Consider the following 17374-nt stretch of genomic DNA (forward strand, 5'->3'; position numbering starts at 1 on the left):
TGTAGGTAACTGATTCAGGAGGAATTTTAGTTGAAGAAGAATATGGATGTTGAGTGGGGTTATTCTGGTGAAAGAGGACCGGAACATTGGGCAGAGTTGTGCGATTGGTTTGCAAAAGGAGCCGAATTTGAGTTGCAATCGCCCATTCCTCTAGTTACATGTGAAAAAAGCAGTGACACGAAAGAAACACTGTCTTTTCACTATCAGAAGCAACGCTTCACGGATAAGGAGTTCAAGAACACGATCCATCTTGTGCCATACGATCAAATTAGTTACGTTCTTTTCAATGAAGAGACATACTATTTGACCGACATCCATTTTCATATGCCGTCAGAACACGTCATCAATGGGAAACAAGAAGATATCGAGTTTCACTTTGTCCATACGAACGAACGACAAGAAAACTTAGTGGTTGGTGCGATGTACCATCTATCAAATGATAAGGGTTGGTTATATGATCGCCAAAATGGCGACAAATGGGACCTTGATGCACATGAACATTGGACCGATGCCTCTGTCTTTTTCCCTGAGCAGAAAAGTCATTATCATTACGTTGGTTCATTGACCACTCCCCCAACGAGTGGACCGATCCAATGGTTCGTCATGGATCAAGTCGGTCAATTGAATCGTGATTTTCTGATCCCATTCAAAGGACAATATGCGCAGCCAAATAATCGTCCATTACAACCAGTAAAGGAACGAAAAATTTATTATTACAAGGGGACGAAATGAACATCCAACAATTGAAATATGTCACTGCGGTAGCGAATAATGGAAGTTTTCGAGAAGCAGCAAAAAAATTGTTTGTTTCTCAACCAAGCCTTTCTGCAGCGATCAAAGAATTGGAAAACGAATTAAGTATCACTTTATTTACCCGCACGAATCGAGGTGCCTATCTAACAGAAGAAGGTCAAGCCTTTTTAAAACGGGCGGAACGGATTTTAGTACAATTAGATTCTTTGGAAAACTATTACCAGAAAAGTGAAAAGCGAGAAAGCTTTTCGATTGCTTCACAACACTATGATTTTTTAGGGCCATTGACTGCGCAACTGATCGAGACCTTTAAAGCAGAAGTGAAGCAGTTTCGGATCATGGAAACGACGACAGCAAACGTGATCGAAGAAGTCCAACAGCAGCAAAGCGAGTTAGGTATCCTTTATATGAATGACCATAATCGCACAGGAATCAAGCGTTACTTAGAACAAGGGGAATTGATCGCGCAGTCTTTAGGAACATTTAAGACCCATATCTTTCTTAGACAGCGCCATCCACTTGCCCAGCAAGAAGAAATAAAGGTAGAAGAGCTAGCAGCATTTCCGCAAGTTCGGTTTACACAAGATGGCAATAATTTCCCTTACTTTTATGAAGATCTAATTGAGATCCCTGAACAAGAATCGGTGATCTATACGAGTGATCGTGGCACATTGATGAACATTGTGTTAGAAACAGATGCCTACGCTTCAGGCTCTGGCATCGTGATCGGGGAGATCAAAGAATATTTACGCTTGATTCCATTAGCTGATAGTCCGATGAATGAGTTATATGTCATTTATTCTGGAAAGCAGCCATTAAGTGATATCGCCAAGAAGTTTATCACAAGTATCCAACAGGTGATGAAACAGATGAAGTGAACGTTTAAAATCGAATCAATCCTTTCATTGGAAAAGAAGATGAAGCAAAAGATAAGTCGTGAAATCAGCGAATGTTGATTTCAGGCTTATTTTTTGTTCGTTCAAGTCTGACTGTATTGTTGCAGTAAAGTACATAATGTTACATAGTTAAAAAAATGATTCATACTGTCATTAATAAATCGATTGGGAACGATTTCACTATTGGTTTATCAATAATGATAAAGGGGATCAACAAAATGAAAAAAGTAATAAAATTAATGTTAGGGGTAGTTGGAGCGACGAGTGTAGGACTATTTAAAGGGGAGTCTGTTGCTTGTGCGGATGATTCGCTTCCACAAATCGGAGAAGGGTATTTGAAATCGGTCAATCAAAGCACGATCGATCGCATGAGTACGATGGCCTATGCTTTGTCTTACCAAATGTATCAATGGGGAGATATTGGTGTGAATGAAAGACTCACTGGCAATGAATACAATCCAAAAAATGTGTCCAGTCAATCCTATTCAGTAGGAGTCAATAGTGATATGGGAACGAAACAAACGTCAAAAACTGTGAATACAAGTGTTTTTCATAATCAAACAAATCAAGATCAAACGTTTACCACACCTTCTTATACCGAAACTTATATAGATTCGCTTACGACATCAACCACACATTCTGCAGGTATTTCTACATCAGCGAGTACTGAAATCAGTGTACCAATGTTTGGTTCGGCAAGTATGGGTCTTGAATTAAGTTACAATTTTAGTACAACCACTTCACATACACGGGAGACACAAAAAGGCTGGACTGTTCCTGGTCAAGCCATCAATGTTCGACCGGGACATACAGTCGAAGTCAATTGGGTATTTTATACGGGTGAAGCAACAGGAACGGTTGATTTACAAGAACGCATCCGAGCAGATATTCCGTATAAAAAAGATTCTGCTGGGCGTATCCATACATACGGACTTGGAACGGTAGTTGGCGACCGCCAAGTGCTGTCAGATAGTTATTGGGATCGCTACATCACAGAAAGTCGTAATAACTGGAAGAAAGTCGATGCAAATGTGGCAGGACATAAAATTGGTGCTGGTACCTATCGTGTCGATTATGGTTCAGGATTTGTCTTAGAAGCCTTCGATCGAACGACTGGCACAAAAGAAATCATTGCGACAGGCTATCGAAATTAATATGTCATTCGTATTTTGAACCACAAAAAAACCGATCGTCAGAAGTCATGACTTCTTGACGTCGGTTTTTTTCAGCAAAATCAATCTTTTGTCATTGCTTGGATTTTTTCTTCTTCTGGCGTTACAATAATCGTTTTTTGGTTTTCGTAAATCACATATCCAGGTTTTGCGCCATTCGGTTTGCGGATATGTTTGACTTGCACTAGATCCACAGGCACCTGTGCAGAGTGGCGATATTTGGAATAATACGCAGCTAGTTCCGCAGCTTCCGTAATGGTTTCATCAGAAGGTTGATCACTCTTGATGATCACATGAGACCCTGGAATGTTTTGCGCGTGCAACCAGTGATCCGTTTTTCTTGCAGTTTTCATGGTTAATTGATCATTTTGCAGATTGTTTTTACCAACTAAGATCTCGGTGCCGTCAGAAGAGAAGTAGCGATCAGGTTGAGAAGGTTTTGCTTTCTTTTGTTTTTTGTTTGTTTTCTTTTTCAAGTAGCCCTCTGCTAATAGCTCTTCTTTGATCACTTCGATATCCATCGGTCCAGCAATCTCCAATTGCGAAAGGACAGATTCAAGGTACTGGATCTCGCTTTTCGCTTCTTCGATTTGTTTCCCGATCAATTTGACCGCATTTTTAAGTTTTTGGTAGCGATGAAAGTACTTTTGCGCATTCTGATTAGGTGTTAAGGCGGGATCAAGAGCAATCCGGATTGGTTGATTCTCTTCATAATAATTCGCTAAGGTCACTTCAGTCGCACCACGAGGAACTTGAGTCATAAAAGTCGTCAATAGTTCGCCATCACGACGAAACTCTTCCGCATTTTCTGAATCAAGCAAGGTCTGCTCGCGCTTTTTCAATTTATTGCGATTACGTTTCAGTTCATTTTCGATTTTACGGATCAGTTCGCCGCCTTGTTGCTTCGCTCGATCTTTTTCCGCTTTTTCTTGGTAAAACGCATCTAATAACGCGCTTAAAGTTGCGTATTCTTGCACTGAATCGGCTTGTTTCGCCAATTCTTGATAAGCAATCGGCGTAAAGTATTCTTTTGTGCCCACTTCATAGTGTGTGGGTGTAGGTTGATCGATTGCAGTAAAGAATTCTTCCCAGACAGCCATTTTTTCATTCGGTCGCTGATTGATCCGTTCGACTAATTCTAACGCAGTGTCGTGGCCTAATCCTTGAAAGGCTTGTTGTAGTGCTTTGGCATTTGGCTCGATTTTTGATAGACGTTCAAATACTTGTTCTTTTGTTGCTTCAAAAGGATCAAGTACCGCTTGTTCAGGTGGTGCGACATATTCGACACCAGGGAGTAACGAACGATACGTGTTTTGTGAGCTGCCGATATGTTTGATGGCGTCTAAAATCTTTTGTGTTTGTTGGTTCACTAAAACGATGGTACTGTGTCGTCCCATCAATTCAACGATCAAAACAATATTTTGTAAGTCACCTAGTTCATCCCGTTTTGAAAAATGGAAGTGGATGACTCGGTCATTTTTGATTTGCTTGATATTTTCTAAAATCGCACCATCTAAATGTTTGCGCAACATCATCACGAAGTTCGGCGGATTTTCTGGATTTTGATAATCGATCTCTGTGATCTGGACACGGGCATAGCTTGGATGAGCAGATAACAACAATCGGTGGTTCTTTCCACGAGAACGAATCACCAAAATGATTTCATTTTCATACGGTTGGTGGATCTTTGAGACCCGACCAGATAATAGTGTTTCGCGCAATTCATGGATCATTGCATGGGTAAATACACCATCAAAGGACATGATTCATTCCTCATTTCTATTCATAAGTACACTTATTATAACGAAAAAAGAAAGGAAAGACCAATGGACCGGATGATTTCTTCTGTAAAAGAGAGAATAACGAAAGAATTTACATGAAAAACTAGTGTTTTATTTCGTTCTTTCGCTTGATTTTAGGTATAATTAGAGAAAGGACAGGTGGGGGAAAAGAAGATGCAGCGATTGATGGTAGAAATAAAGGAAAAAATCATAATGAGCTACACGAATTTATCAGAGGATTTTGAACAACATCCTCAAAAATACTTCAGACGGATCGGTCTTCTTCTGAGCTGTTCATTTTTGTTGACGGCTGCAATGTTTTTTTTGCCAAGTAAAATTAAAGAAGCACAGGTGGATTCATTGATTTATTCCTCGATCCATTCCGAAAAGTTACAGCCTTTGCCATTTTCTTCCGCGCATCAAGAGATTACTGATAGTCGAGCCATCTCAGTCATGTTTAGTCTGCCAAAGGGTGAGCTTTACAAACAAGTGATGGATATATTTGAAGATCCGCAACAAAGTAGTGAGTTGAATCGAACGATTTTCTTCTATCCACTCGTTTATGATACCCAAGAATTAGAACAACGGTATGGGATTGAAAAAGAAAAAATCACTATTATTTTCTTTGATGGCGGAAAAGAGAGAAATCGCTTAGTCCTTTCTGACCAAAATAAAGAAGAACTTGAGAAAACCTTGGTTCCTGCATTGAATCGATTACCATTGATCAACATCAAACAACTTGAAAAAGAATTAGCAAACGGCGAACAAGCGGAAGCAACAACAGTGAGTACCTTGGAGTAAGTGTAGCGGAATACTTAGTGATAAATAACAAAAAGTCAAAAAAATAAAAAATTAGTTGACGGATAAATAAAATTCGATTAGACTTAGGATAACACTTAAAGGAAAGGATGGTCCAAGATGAACTTATCAATTCAATTTTTATCAGAACATAAAAATAATTGGCGTAACTGGCGTAGATAAGTTGTATCAAGGGCGAACTTTTTCGTAGATACAACTTTTTAGAGTACAACAATGTACGATTCTAAAGTTTGTATCTATGCTGGACAAGAATTTGACGACCGCATAGATGGCTCTATGCGGTTTTTTGTTGGTAAAAGACAATGACCGTACCAGCGGTGATTGTCTTTTTTTGTTCATTCGCTCGAAGTTACACACGTAGCCGATTTATTTTAAAAAAATACATAACAAAAAGGGGAAATAAAAATGAAAAATAAACGATTGATCGCAGTAATCGCACTGATACTTATCTATTTGACCGGTACATTTATCTACGAAACGATCAAGGATCAGCCACCTGTTGAAGGAAATCGAACAGATGATAAGAAAGTTGTTGGGGTCTTACAGTTCGTTAGTCACCCTGCGTTAGATGAAATCTATCGGGGGATTAAAGATGGATTAAAAGAGTCAGGTTTGGAAGAAGGACGAAACCTAGAAATCAATTTCCAAAATGGTCAAGCCGACCAAAGTAAGTTAGCTACTATGAGTCAACAATTGGTTCAAAATAATCCAGACGTTCTCGTAGGTATTGCGACACCAGCAGCACAAGCCATCGCAAACACTACAAAGGATATCCCACTTGTCTTGGGCGCAGTAACTGATCCTGTAGGGGCAGGACTAGTACAAAGTTTAGAAGCACCAGGAGGCAACATCACAGGAGTGTCGGATCAACCGCCTGTGGAAGCGCAGATCCAATTAGCGACAGAACTATTACCAAAAGCAAAAACGGTCGGGATTCTTTATGCATCATCAGAAGACAATTCACGTTATCAAGTCAGTCAAGCAGAAGAAGCGGCAAAAGCCAAAGGACTAACACCAGTGAAGTATGCCGTCCCTTCAACGAATGAAATTGCGCAAACCGTCCAAGTCATGAGCCAATCAGTTGATTTTATCTATGTTCCTTTAGATAACACGATTGCTAACGCGATGCAAACGGTCATCAAAGAAGCAAATAAAGCAGATATCCCAGTAATTCCTTCTGTCGATACGATGGTCGAACAAGGTGGGTTAGCGACAATTGGAATCAATCAATACGAATTAGGTGTACAAACAGGTAAAATGGCAGCCGCTTTAGCAAATGGGAAAGAACCAGCCACAACCCCTGTCTATGTCTTTGATAAAGGCGATATCATCGTCAATGAAAAGCAAGCAGAACTATTAGGAATCACGATTCCTGAATCTATCAAACAAGATGCAAAAGTATTGACAGAGATCAAGGAGGAAGAACAATGATCGTATCCGCAATATCACAAGGTATGTTATGGGCCATATTAGGTTTAGGGATTTTTATGACTTACCGCATTTTAGATTTCCCTGATATGACAACAGAAGGTTCATTCCCTCTTGGTGGGGCTGTCTGTGTAACAGCAATCACGCATGGCGTTAGTCCATTATTGGCAACGATTCTAGGTGTTTTGGCCGGAATGGCGGCTGGCCTTGTCACAGGCTTACTTTATACAAAAGGAAAGATTCCAGTCATCTTAGCCGGTATCTTAGTAATGTCAGGTTTAAACTCAGTCATCTTGTTCGTGATGCGCACACCCAACCTTTCATTGTTGAATCATCCAGTCTTACAAGATGTGTTCCACGCACTACATTTACCGAATTATTTTGACACTGTCTTATTAGGATTATTATCGCTGGGCTTATTGATCAGCGTGTTGATTTTCTTCTTCAATACAGACTTAGGGCAAGGCTATATTGCCACTGGAGATAATGAGACAATGGCACGTTCATTAGGAATCAAAACCGACCGTATGAAAATCTTAGGTTTGACTTTATCTAACGGAGTGATTGCTTTATCAGGCGCATTGATCGCTCAAAACGATGGCTATGCGGATGTCAACAAAGGAATCGGCGTGATCGTGATCGGACTAGCTTCGATCATCATCGGGGAAGTCATTTTCCAGGAGTTGACACTGATCGAGCGTTTATTAGCAATCGTTGTCGGAAGCATCATCTATCAATTATTGATTTTAGCTGTTATCAAATTAGGTTTTGATACAACTTATCTGAAATTATTCTCAGCGATCATCTTAGCGGCTTGCCTGATGATCCCACAAGTAAAACAAGCATTGAAATTAAAAACTGGCTTTGAAAAGGAGGTCTAACGATGACAGCTATCTTAACGATCAAAAATGGTAGAAAAGTAGTCAACAATGGGATGCACGAAGAAAAAGTATTATTGGATGATATCCAATTGACCATCAATGAAGGAGATTTTATCACTGTTCTTGGCGGTAATGGGGCGGGCAAAAGTACTTTGTTCAATACGATTGCCGGAACATTGCAATTAAGTCAAGGCGGGGTTTATTTTAAAGACCAGCCAATCACTAAGTTGTCAGAAGAAGCACGAGCTTTATTTCTATCACGAGTATTCCAAGACCCGAAAATGGGGACTGCACCACGGATGACCGTTGCAGAAAATCTATTGTTAGCTCAAAAACGTGGCGAGAAACGGACGCTTCGTTTACGTCAATTGAAAACCCAAAAAGAAGCGTTCTATAAAATATGCCAAGAAGTAGGGAATGGATTAGAGCAACATTTGGATACACCTGCTGGCGAATTGTCAGGGGGGCAACGACAAGCCTTAAGTTTATTGATGGCAACGATCAAAGCGCCAGAATTACTTTTATTAGATGAGCATACCGCAGCACTAGATCCTAAGACAGCCAAGCTGCTGATGGAATTGACCAACCAACGCATCACAGAGCAAAAGTTAACATGCTTGATGATCACGCACCGTATGGAAGATGCTTTGAAATATGGGAATCGCTTGATCGTCTTACAAAAAGGCCGTATCGTCAAAGACTTAGCGAAAGAAGAAAAACAAGCATTATCCATGAACGATCTCTTACACTTCTTCGAGGAAGTCATCGATTAGTCATTCGAGAACGCTATCTCCGTTTGACAAGTTTGTTTCCTTCAATTTATACTTGTGATAGCAGGTATAATAACAATCAAAATCAACACGATTCATATCAGAAAAATGATTGATGCCGCTTGTTCCTTCGTAGGTTCTACGAATGGACGCGGCATTTTTAGCGTATTATAGGAGGCGTTCCATGATTTCAGGAAAAACAAGATTAGCAGGGATTTTTGCATCTCCCGTTACCCATAGTTTATCTCCATTGATGCATAATACAGCCTTTCAAGCGCGTTCGATCGATGCTGTTTACTTGGCATTCACAGTCGATCAGACGAATCTTATGCAGGCGGTTGAAAGCATTCGTACATTCAATATGTTAGGAGTCAATCTTTCCATGCCTAACAAAACAGCAGTTATTCCTTATTTAGATGAATTAAGTCAAGAAGCGCAGTTGATAGGCGCTGTTAATACCATCGTTCATCGAGACAACCGCTTGATCGGCTATAATACGGATGGCATGGGCTTCCTGCGTTCAGTACACGAAGCGGGTGTCTCAATCAAAAACAAAAAAATAATCATGCTAGGTGCAGGTGGCGCAGCGAAAGCAATCGTTGTTCAAGCGGCATTAGATCAAGCAAAAGCAATCGTCATCTATAAACGGAAGAATGCTACTTTTGCGAGTGTCGTTGCGGATTTTGAGAGAGTAGCGGAACAAACCAATTGTCCTATCATCGTCAAAGATTATGCAGATACTGAACAGTTGAAAAAAGATCTAGAAGATGCGGACCTTTTGATCAATGGTACCGATATGGGCATGGGCACAAAAAAAGAGTTGATGCCAATTGATCCTCAATTTCTCCATAAGAAAATCGCAGTTTTTGATTTGATTTATTCCCCTAAAGAAACACGCTTTCTAAAAGAAGCCAAAGCAGTCGGCTGTCTCACACGAAATGGGCTAGGGATGCTGATGTACCAAGGAGCAATTGCCTTTGAGCTTTGGACAGGCGAGACCATGCCGATTGAGGAAATCCAACCTTTACTCGTTTCAAAGGAATGAAACGCGTGATATCAAAGGATTCGTTAGCTTTTAGTTAAATTTACAACGATCTTACTGTTTTTCATTGAGAAGTATCGTATGATTTTACTGAGTTGAACAAAGGGAGGAAATCAAATGAGTCGGATGGATCGCTATCAGAACATCCATAAAAAAGCAAAACCAATCAAAGAAAAGTCATCGCCGCTATCTTGGCGACGCGCAAGTAAGAAACAAGCGGAGCCTGAAGAGGAAGCAATCCCTTCTTACGAACAAACTTATGAAGAACGTCCAAGTGATTCTCGATACTCAACGCCTTACGAAGAACACGTTCATTCAGAACAACAACCCCATAAAAAAGGACTCTTTAAAAAGAAACAGCCCAAAGGTCCACGTAAGAAGCGGTCTTGGTGGAAAATCATAGTAGGGATCTTATTATTTTTATTTGTCTTTTCACTGATTTCATTTTTCGTCGGCAAGTTCGTGGCTGAAAATGATCAGTCACTGGAACCAGCGACTTCAGAAACATTCAACGGCACCCAATCAACAAGTGGCGCACACAACATTTTGATTTTAGGCAGTGATACAAGGGGTGAAGATGCGGGACGAGCAGATACGATCATGGTTCTACAATTAGATGGGCCAGCTCGTAAACCCAAATTGATCTCATTCATGCGGGATAGCTTCGTGACGATCCCTGGGGTCGGAGACAATAAAATCAATGCAGCTTATGCTTATGGTGGCGCTGAATTAGTTCGACAGACCTTGTTAGAGAACTTTGGCTTGAACTGTCAATACTATATGAAAGTCGATTTCAAATCATTTGAAAAAGTGATCGATGCCATGTTCATGAACGGCGTGTCGCTCGATGCTGAAAAAGACTTGAATCTAGACGGTGTTGATATCGCTAAAGGCAAACAACGTATGGACGGTCATGTGCTGTTGCAATATGCACGTTTCCGTATGGATGAAGAAGGCGACTTCGGTCGTGTCCGCAGACAGCAACAAGTAATGGATGCGATTTTTGGACAACTAAAAAATCCATTGAACTTGATCCGCGCGCCATATGCTGCCGGAAAAGCAATCGGTTATACATCCACCGATGTACCGATGACTTTTTTAGTCAGAAACAGTTTTTCTATCTTACGTGGTGCTGGCGGAATCGACCGTTTAAGCGTCCCAGCTGATAATACTTGGAGCTATGGTCAAAGTGATTATGCGGGTAGTATCCTCGTATTAGATAAACAAATGAACCGTGAAAAGATTGAACAATTTTTGAGTAAATGATCGTTGATGTTTTTTTAAAAGGCTTTTCTAGAAGTATTTAGTTCTAGAAGAGTCTTTTTGTGATGTGAATTTATTTTGCTTGCTATAAGAATAGTTTTATAATTGATTTACTTAATTGAGTACGTCAAAATATAGGTAATAAATGCAAAAAGGAGAAAAAAATGTCTAATACTACTTTAAATCCGAGTACTGCACGAAAAAAATTTTATCAATTGTTAAAAGAAGTGAATGAAAATCATACAGAAATCGAGATTATTAGTGAGCGTAATGAGAATAACGCGGTCTTGATTGGTTTAGAAGATTGGCGAGCAATCAAAGAAACGCTATTTTTGGAACAAATTGGTACACTTGACATCGTAAAGAAAAGAGAACAAGACGATACGAGATTTATAAATGTAGACGATATTGATTGGGATGACCTTTGATGGGGAGTTATAAGGTAGTGGTTAAAAACTCAGCTGAAACAGATTTTAAAAAAGCTAAAGAGCTCTAATTTAAAAAAATCAATTTCTTGCTATTATCGAAACGTTAAAAACTGATCCTTATTGCCCTAAACAAGCATTTGAAAAGCTAAAGCCAACTCATGAAGGAAGGTATTCAAGAAGATTGAATCGCCAACATGGAGTGGTGTATAAAATAAATGAGAAAGAAAAAATTGTTGAGATATACTCTGCATGGACTCACTATGAATAATCGATCAAACTATACAATAATATGCCACTGAAAGTCATCATATGACATTCAGTGGCATATATAAATAAATGAAGAAAAAGCATTTTTTCAAATTCGGGTTCATCACTAAGGATTCAAAAATACACTGATTACTGTAAATCGTTTTTTTTTTCATCGTAAATACTCCATAAATAGGCACCGTAACAATCACGCGCACGATTAAAGCGATTGGAGAAGGATGCATCCCACTCGTAGATTTTTAAATGCTCTCTTTCAGGAAAGAATCGTTGATTAAGCACTAAAAATTGTTCTTTACTCACATTAGTTGTTTGAGTTTCATGGAAAAAGGTTTTTTAAAAGATTCCTCTATTTTTAAATAGACTATCGGGTTTGACTTCTTCTGCTTTCATCATTTCTTTATTGACGTAATTTGGGTTTGTTTTCCAACCTAAGTAATTAGGGTCTCGCTTGATATAGATAAGTGGGTTAGCTTTTATTGAACAGAAATACTCGTTGAATTGTTCTATACTTGCAGGGTTCCCAGTTTTTCCTCTGAGGTCTGATGCCCAGCGGTTACATTGCACGATTCGATTTAGAAATTCTAGATATTCTAGTACGGCTTGTTGGTGACTATGAATTCCTTGATCATTATTTTCAATAAAGAAGGCATAATTAACATAAATTGGAATATTTTCTCCACTCCTATCCCGGCATGCTAGTGTTTCTTTTTCCAATAGCTCCAGTTTATCCTCCTCGCAAAAATCCACTTATTATTCAGATTGAATTTTTTTACAATTTTACATTTTTTATGAGCTTATTTTTTTACTTTTATTTCTTAAAAAATAAATCTTTGTTTCGCAGATATGACTTGATAAAAAAACAAGATAAATCAATCGAGGAAACTTGTCGATTTCTTTATCATGCGATAATATAAACTTATTAAGATGGTTATTCTACTCAAATATATATAAAATAACTATTTAAAAACAATTTTTGGGTTTTCTGTTTAATTTTTTAGAGGTTCGGAGGATGATTATGAAATTTAAGTATACGTTTGGTGATCCAAAGATAAATAGGTCTTTTTGTAAAGTATAGGAATTATACTTATTGAGTACATACAACATTATTTAGAGGAGAAAAAAGCCATGGAATTATTGGTAAAAGAAACATTAGCATTAGAAGAAAAAAGGGATATACTTTTTCCGTATTACGTTGGTTATACGTTCTTTAAGGAAAATAATTACCAAGGAAAGAGCACCCATAAAGAGGCAATCATAGCCTACCTAAATTATTTAAGTCGTTTAGCAAAAACAAATCTTTGGTCATCAAAAAAACGCAAAGAAACTGGAAAAACTGTTACCCGTGAAATGTATGTAGCGAAATTTCGTGAACTAAATTCTGATTCAATTACTTACACAGAAATTGATCCTACTACGTTAAACTTAGATGGCTACCCCATTGAAGTCAACGAAGAGATGATGGAAGGTACAGAACTGACTGCGGAAGAATTGTTTATGGATGGTGGGGTATATGAGGAAGCTTTTTTTAATGAATTTCATGGTACAAAGTTATCTAAGAAAGAATTTAATCTGGTAAATGAACGTTTCTTTCCTTTAAAAGATAAATTGATCATCTATTCATGGAATTCAGAGTTTACAAATTATTTCAATTATGCGCGTGTGGGCTGGGGCGCCTATCTTTGGAGTGTTTATGATCCTAGAACCCAAATCTTTACGATCATCGAAATTTATTTAGCGGAACAGGGGTAAAATGATAACAAACCTATATTTAGGTTAAACAATTGAATCATTAATCATGTGAATGAGGAGGACAGAATGAAGTTATTAAAAGAAGATACGTATCAATTTAAACAAAAACTTTATTTAAGAAAATTTCCAATCAATGGACTTTTACTCGATTATGTATTTTTTGAAGAAACAGGTTATCGTGGATATTCCAGTCATCGTAAAGCCGCCCTTGAATTTATCAAAGTAATGAATGAAAAAAGAAATATTCCAGGTCTTCTATATACAGATTTGCATTATTTTGATCACTTACCCATACGATGTAGCCCAATTAAGTTGAGTTATGCCGTAAATCCAGAGTTAATGTATGGAAAACAGATGAAGAAAGATGTTTTCTTTTCTGTTGAAAAAACAGCTTCTGGAAGCTATTTAAATTGGTATGCACAAACATTCCTTTTCCCACCATATTCATATAGTGGGGACGATGAAGATTTTATTACCTTGAATAAATTATTATTCCCTAAGAAAAGTGCGTTGATCATTTATGCTTGGAATAACAATTGGTCGAATTACTTTTCTCCTGGGAGAGAATGGATGGATGCCTTTCTTTGGACGATTTACGATACTGCATCGAATAAACTGACTGTCATAGGATCTTCTATGACAGATTGAGTTTAATTAAGATTTTTAAATTTTTATCCTACTTAGTAGGCAAATCCAGTCACAACCATTGTTGATTAACATGTTCAAGAAAAACAATAACTATGACGAAATAGGTATCATGTAATACATAAAACTTCGAGGAGTCAAAGACATGGAATTATTGGTAAAAGAAACATTAGCATTAGGGGAAAAAAGGGATATACTTTTTCCGTATTACGTTGGTTATACGTTCTTTAAGGAAAGTGATTACCAAGGAAAGGTCACCCATAAAGAGGCGATTTTGGCTTACTTAAATTATACAAGTCGCTTAATAAGAACAAATCTTTGGTCATCAAAAAAACGCAAAGAAACTGGAAAATCTGTTACCCGTGAAATGTATGTAGCGAAATTTCGTGAACTAAATTCTGATTCAATTAGTTACACAGCAATTGATCCTACTACGTTAAACTTAGATGGCTACCCCATCGAAGTCAACGAAGAGATGATGGAAGGCACTGAACTTACTGAGGAAGCTTTTTTTATGGAAGGCGGGGTATATGAGGAAGCTTTTTTTAATGAATTTCATGGTACAAAGTTATCTAAGACAGACTTTAATCTGGTAAATGAACGTTTCTTTCCTTTAAAAGACAAATTAATCATCTATTCATGGAATACAGAGTTTACCAATTACTTCAACTATCCTAGAGCATGCATCGGTGCTTATTTATGGAGTATTTACGATACGAACACAAAGAGATTTACAGTCATTGATATTTGTTTAGGATATGAATAAATTTTAGAACTTAAAAATTATTTCAATTATGCGCGTGTGGGCTGGGGCACCTATCTTTAAAGTGTTTATGATCCTAGAATCCAAATCTTTACGATCATCGACATTTATTTAGCAGAACAGGGGTAAGAGGATAACAAACCTATAAGTAGGTTAAACAATTGAATCATTTAGTAAAAGTAAATAATTGGGTAATAAAAACATAGGGAAACCGAAAACTGATTATTATGAAATGTATGCAGAGAAATTTCATTCATCGGATTTTGACTCAATTTTCAGTGCTTGGTGCTTTATTGACTACATAATAGAAAAGAAATCATCACATAAAAGAAAGGAAAGATCAATTTGAAATTATTAGATGAAGAGACGTATCGATTCCCTTTGACTATGATGGAGAATAATATCCCAATGAAAAATATCCCGATTCTTTTTCTATTCTTTCATGAGAAAGATTACGAGGAAGATAGCAGTCATCAACAAGTAGCAATTCAGCTTGTTAAGTTTGCGAACCAGAAAAAAAGATATCCTATGATTACTTGGAATAAGCAGGAACATTTAGATAACCGAATACAAGAATATACAATAAATCCTACGCGCATGACCGCTCGACGTTTAAGTCACGAGGTTTTTTTCTCAATTTATCGGGAACCTAAAAGACCGTTTATTTCAAATTATGCTTATGCATTCTTCCAGATGTCTTCAAACTATCTCGGAAAAGTAGACCATTTTATTCAAATGAACGATATTCTTTTTCCAGATAAGGAACAACTGATTATTTATGAGTGGAATAATACTTGGTCAGATTATTTTCATTATGGCAGACAGCATAGAGGGGCTTTTATATGGACGATCTATGATCCTAAAAGAAATAAGTTTACGGTGATCAATGCAAGCATTTTATGAGATTAGGAGAAAAATATAATATGGAGTTTTTACTACAGGAAACAGAAGTATTGAGCCAAAAATTAGAGGAGAAAGCATTATTTATAAGACGTTTAAATTTAGACTTTGTCTACTTTAAAGAGAAGAATTATCGAAATGTGGAGAGTCATAAACAAGCAGCGATTGAATTTATAAAGGTGATGAACAAAAAAAGTCTAGGGTACTCATGTGTTCATTCAACAGAATTACATTGTTTTGATGATTTACCTATTTTTATTAAGTCATTGGCTTATCCCTATGCAGTGAACCCAGAGTTGATGTATGCGAAATCAGTATTGCCCCCTGCCTTTTTCTCTACTAAATGTGAGAATGGTAAATATGAATCTTCCTATGCTTATTCCATACTCTCACAGATATATAAACCTCAGCGAGAAGAGATTTTTTTAAAAGCCAATGAGTATCTATTTCCTATGCAAGAGAACCTAATAATCTACCAATGGAACAATGATTGGTCAAATTATTTTTCAATAGGTAGAGAGGAATATGGTGCGTATTTATGGACGATCTATGAGAGGGAAACTGAAAAATTTACGGTGATAGGTGCTTCGATGAGGTACTGAATACTACGTGAAAAATACTATCGAGTACATACAACATTTCTAGAGGAGGGAAAGATGAAATTTTTGGAAAAGGAAACAGATCGATTTGTACTGACTATGGTTGAAAAAAATATCTGGATGAAAGAGCTCGTACTCACTTACGGCTTCTTCCATGAAGAAAATTACAAAGGAGAAGAAAGTCACCAAGAAGCAGCACTTGCCTTTGTGACAGCAATCAATCAAAAGAGAGGACATACAAAAATTGAGTATACGGATAGAGTAAATTTCCCTGTCAATCTGAGAAAAACTTATTCCATCAATCAACTACTGATGCAAGGGTTTATAATCGAAGGAAATGTTTTCTTTTCTACAGCCTATGATTCGGACAAGAAATATACTTCCGATTATGCCACTGCTTTCTTTAAATTATCTTCATCTTATAAAGGAGAGGAGAAAGATTTTATTCAATTGAACAATCATATCTTTGGAAATAGAGCCAAACTGATTATTTATCAATGGAACAATACTTGGTCAGATTATTTTTCTTACATAAAGAAGATGAGTGGAGCTGCTTACTTATGGACAGTTTACGATGAAGAAAGTAAGAAGTTCACAGTTTTAGGAACTTGAGAAAGAAGGAGGTCAATCATGAGATTATTGAGAAAAGAAACATTTGAGTTTAAACAAAATGCCCACAAGAGAAACATTCCAGTGCAGGGGCTTTTGATAGATTATGTTTTTTTGAAGAGACTGAGTATAAAGGACGCTCTAGTCATCGAAAAGTAGCACTTGAATTTATTAAAGTGATGAATGGAAAAAGGAATGTGCCGGGAATTTACTATACTGAATTACTTTATTTTGATTGTTTACCTAGATATGGCAATCAACTCCAGTATAGATATGCAGTGAATCCAGCCTTAATGTATGGAAAACTCTCAACGATCGAGGAGTTAATATCAATAGACAACAAAAGTGCAGGTGGTTATCAATCTATGTATACCTTTCTTTTTCTTCATCCTCCGTATAGTTATGGTGGTAAAAAAAACCACTTTATACAACTTAATGATTGGTTATTTCCTGATAAAAAAATGCTAACGGTGTATGAATGGAACAGCGAATGGTCAAATTACTTTTCTTTTGGAAGAGAATTATATGATGGATTTTTATGGACGATTTATGACAAAGCGCAACATAAATTTACTGTGATCGGAATTTCAATAGCTGATTGAATGACAC

At 37.4% G+C, this 17374-nt stretch carries 19 protein-coding genes and 1 pseudogene; 18 read left to right on the forward strand and 2 right to left on the reverse strand.

Translation table 11 applies throughout. From position 1 onward, the window contains the following. Window positions 1-30: 30 nt before the first annotated feature. The 3 genes from IGJ19_RS06685 (at window position 31) to IGJ19_RS06695 (ending at window position 2803) form a co-directional block, all read left to right on the forward strand. On the forward strand, window positions 31-732 hold the full coding sequence (locus tag IGJ19_RS06685; RefSeq protein WP_071867268.1) for a carbonic anhydrase family protein: 702 nt from the start codon (window positions 31-33) through the stop codon (window positions 730-732). Further along, complete coding sequence (locus IGJ19_RS06690) at window positions 729-1631, forward strand: LysR family transcriptional regulator (protein ID WP_071867269.1); 903 nt, start codon at window positions 729-731, stop codon at window positions 1629-1631. The genes IGJ19_RS06685 and IGJ19_RS06690 overlap by 4 nt, the downstream gene beginning before the upstream one ends. Before the next feature lie 236 nt (window positions 1632-1867). Beyond that, window positions 1868-2803: an ETX/MTX2 family pore-forming toxin gene (locus IGJ19_RS06695; RefSeq protein WP_430604511.1), complete on the forward strand. Its 936-nt coding sequence runs from the start codon at window positions 1868-1870 to the stop codon at window positions 2801-2803. A gap of 80 nt (window positions 2804-2883) precedes the next feature. Here IGJ19_RS06695 and efbA read toward each other — a convergent pair whose 3' ends face one another. Continuing rightward, a complete protein-coding gene (gene efbA / locus IGJ19_RS06700; RefSeq protein WP_071867271.1) occupies window positions 2884-4584 on the reverse strand; it encodes a fibronectin-binding protein EfbA in 1701 nt (566 codons plus the stop codon). A 192-nt stretch (window positions 4585-4776) separates the two neighbouring features. On the opposite strand from efbA, the gene IGJ19_RS06705 reads away from it, so the two are divergent. From IGJ19_RS06705 to IGJ19_RS06740, 8 genes and pseudogenes are all read left to right on the forward strand, one after another. Next, complete coding sequence (locus IGJ19_RS06705; RefSeq protein WP_430604512.1) at window positions 4777-5403, forward strand: hypothetical protein; 627 nt, start codon at window positions 4777-4779, stop codon at window positions 5401-5403. Window positions 5404-5826: 423 nt separating this feature from the next. Then, complete coding sequence (gene trpX / locus IGJ19_RS06710) at window positions 5827-6852, forward strand: tryptophan ABC transporter substrate-binding protein (protein WP_071867273.1); 1026 nt, start codon at window positions 5827-5829, stop codon at window positions 6850-6852. Continuing rightward, on the forward strand, window positions 6849-7730 hold the full coding sequence (locus IGJ19_RS06715) for an ABC transporter permease (protein WP_019722826.1): 882 nt from the start codon (window positions 6849-6851) through the stop codon (window positions 7728-7730). Before trpX ends, IGJ19_RS06715 begins: the two co-directional genes overlap by 4 nt. 2 nt (window positions 7731-7732) lie before the next feature. Beyond that, window positions 7733-8503, forward strand: coding sequence for an ABC transporter ATP-binding protein (locus IGJ19_RS06720; protein ID WP_065095787.1), 771 nt, complete (start codon window positions 7733-7735; stop codon window positions 8501-8503). Window positions 8504-8684: 181 nt separating this feature from the next. After that, window positions 8685-9545, forward strand: coding sequence for a shikimate dehydrogenase (locus IGJ19_RS06725; RefSeq protein ID WP_086334650.1), 861 nt, complete (start codon window positions 8685-8687; stop codon window positions 9543-9545). Window positions 9546-9659: 114 nt separating this feature from the next. Next, on the forward strand, window positions 9660-10808 hold the full coding sequence (locus IGJ19_RS06730; protein ID WP_260697481.1) for an LCP family protein: 1149 nt from the start codon (window positions 9660-9662) through the stop codon (window positions 10806-10808). 161 nt (window positions 10809-10969) lie between these two features. Then, entirely contained in the window at window positions 10970-11233 is a 264-nt protein-coding gene (locus IGJ19_RS06735; RefSeq protein ID WP_071867277.1) for a type II toxin-antitoxin system Phd/YefM family antitoxin, read from the forward strand. Then, window positions 11233-11501, forward strand: a pseudogene (locus tag IGJ19_RS06740) (Txe/YoeB family addiction module toxin). Before IGJ19_RS06735 ends, IGJ19_RS06740 begins: the two are co-directional and overlap by 1 nt. Window positions 11502-11833: 332 nt before the next feature. Here the strand turns inward: IGJ19_RS06740 and IGJ19_RS06745 are convergent. Continuing rightward, window positions 11834-12214, reverse strand: coding sequence for a hypothetical protein (locus tag IGJ19_RS06745; protein WP_233433770.1), 381 nt, complete (start codon window positions 12212-12214; stop codon window positions 11834-11836). Window positions 12215-12625: 411 nt separating this feature from the next. On the opposite strand from IGJ19_RS06745, the gene IGJ19_RS06750 reads away from it, so the two are divergent. The 7 genes from IGJ19_RS06750 to IGJ19_RS06780 all read left to right on the forward strand — a co-directional run bounded on the left by IGJ19_RS06750 (window position 12626) and on the right by IGJ19_RS06780 (window position 17367). Continuing rightward, window positions 12626-13249 (forward strand): hypothetical protein, encoded by a 624-nt coding sequence (locus IGJ19_RS06750; RefSeq protein WP_071867278.1) that lies wholly within the window; start codon window positions 12626-12628, stop codon window positions 13247-13249. A 66-nt stretch (window positions 13250-13315) separates the two neighbouring features. Continuing rightward, on the forward strand, window positions 13316-13897 hold the full coding sequence (locus IGJ19_RS06755; RefSeq protein WP_430604513.1) for a hypothetical protein: 582 nt from the start codon (window positions 13316-13318) through the stop codon (window positions 13895-13897). A gap of 142 nt (window positions 13898-14039) precedes the next feature. Then, entirely contained in the window at window positions 14040-14660 is a 621-nt protein-coding gene (locus IGJ19_RS06760; RefSeq protein ID WP_430604514.1) for a hypothetical protein, read from the forward strand. Between the two features lie 342 nt (window positions 14661-15002). Further along, window positions 15003-15560, forward strand: coding sequence for a hypothetical protein (locus IGJ19_RS06765; RefSeq protein ID WP_430604515.1), 558 nt, complete (start codon window positions 15003-15005; stop codon window positions 15558-15560). A 20-nt stretch (window positions 15561-15580) separates the two neighbouring features. Continuing rightward, window positions 15581-16159: a hypothetical protein gene (locus IGJ19_RS06770; RefSeq protein ID WP_430604516.1), complete on the forward strand. Its 579-nt coding sequence runs from the start codon at window positions 15581-15583 to the stop codon at window positions 16157-16159. 54 nt (window positions 16160-16213) lie between these two features. Then, window positions 16214-16768, forward strand: a complete 555-nt coding sequence (locus tag IGJ19_RS06775; RefSeq protein WP_430604517.1) for a hypothetical protein — start codon at window positions 16214-16216, stop codon at window positions 16766-16768. 194 nt (window positions 16769-16962) lie between these two features. Continuing rightward, window positions 16963-17367, forward strand: a complete 405-nt coding sequence (locus tag IGJ19_RS06780) for a hypothetical protein (RefSeq protein WP_430604518.1) — start codon at window positions 16963-16965, stop codon at window positions 17365-17367. The last annotated feature ends 7 nt before the right edge of the window (window positions 17368-17374 follow it).

Origin of the sequence: Enterococcus sp. DIV1368b (genome assembly GCF_050529595.1) — a bacterium.
Classification (GTDB): domain Bacteria; phylum Bacillota; class Bacilli; order Lactobacillales; family Enterococcaceae; genus Enterococcus_B; species Enterococcus_B mundtii.